Origin of the sequence: Collinsella sp. HCP28S3_G2 (genome assembly GCF_052065125.1) — a bacterium.
Lineage (GTDB): Bacteria > Actinomycetota > Coriobacteriia > Coriobacteriales > Coriobacteriaceae > Collinsella.
Window position 1 is genome coordinate 1 of record NZ_JBQHUO010000035.1, and the last position, 1331, is coordinate 1331.

1 protein-coding gene is annotated in these 1331 nt (G+C 72.0%); it reads right to left on the bottom strand.

Annotated elements, in window-relative coordinates; translation table 11 throughout:
* Positions 1 to 348: 348 nt before the first annotated feature.
* Positions 349 to 1331: IS110 family transposase (locus ACTNB2_RS08805; protein WP_441044936.1), on the bottom strand; the 983-nt coding region annotated here is incomplete at its 5' end.

The window sequence follows — 1331 nt, forward strand, 5'->3', positions numbered from 1 at the left end:
CTTTTAATATGAGAAAGCCATTGTCAATAGGCGTGTTTGTTCGGGCCCGGTTTTAAACCGGGCTTTTTCGTTTCCCGTCGGGAGGGCCCGCGCACGCTGCACGTTTAGTCGACGCTTGCCTGGCAAGCTAATATCCGCGGGCTCTTGCGGGCGCGCTGCCGGCGGTCAGCCCGGTATGTCCGCGCACCCCACCGCATTTCGATTCTCCGTCCGGCGCGCTCGTCCGAAACCAGTCTTGTTCACGGGCGCGGCCCTTGCCTTGGGCTGCCCAAAAAAGGGTCGTGAACGCGCGCCGGCGATGCGTCGAGGCGCGGGCCCTCCCGGCGGGAGGCTTGTTGTCCGACGGGGTCAGCCGAGGGTCCCCTCCGCCCGGCGCCCGATCTCCCAGACCCAGCAGGCGAGCTCGCGCGCGACGGCGGCGTTTGCCTTGCACGGGCTCTTGCCCGCCGCCGCCAGCGCCTCGCGGCGGCGGCAGAGCCTGGCGGTGCAGTCGTCGGCGCGCGCCCGGATCGCCGCGGGGACGTCCGCGCCGGGCGCCGGGGCCTTCGGGCGGGGCGTGCACGTCAGGTAGTGCCACGCCGACTCCACCAGCGCCGTCCTGGCGAGCCGGTTGCCCGTCTTGGTTATCCCGCCGCGCCGCTCGGTCTCGCCGCTCGAGCGCTCCGACGGGACCAGCCCGCACCAGCTCGCGAAGGCCGGGGCCGTCCGGAACCTCGTGAAGGAGCCCGCCTCGGCTGCGAGCCTGAAGGCCGTCAGGGTGTCGATTCCCTTGATGCAGGAGAGCGCCTCGACGGCCGGGCGCCACCGGTCGGTCCGGGCGAGGGCGAGCACCTTCTTCTCGAGCTGCCGGCGGTCCGACTCCGCGCACCTCGCGGCCGTGACGTAGTACTCGAGCACGTCGCGCTGGGGCCCCTCGAGCCTGATCCCGGATATCCACCTCCAGTGGGCGCGCGTCCAGGATCCCCTCCTCGTCCCGTCGGCGTTGCGCTCGTCCCAGACGTGGCCCAGCCTGATCAGGAACATGTTGAGGCGCTGCCTGGCGCGGCGGTACTCCGCCGTGGCGTCGTCGAGGGCGCGGTCGAGGTCCCGGGCGGCCTCGACGGCCGCATCGGGCAGCGGGACCTCCACGATGTTGTGGGTGGCGAGCATGCGGGCGATGAACTCGGCGTCGCGCCGGTCGTTCTTGCGGCGCGCGTCCGCCGCCGGCCTCTGCATCTTGGAGACGGCGGCCACGGCGCAGTCGAGGCCGAGCGCGCGCAGCTCGCGCGCCATGTGGAAGCCGGTGGGGCCGCTCTCGTAGCAGGCCCTGGGCTCCTCGAACCCGAGGGCCC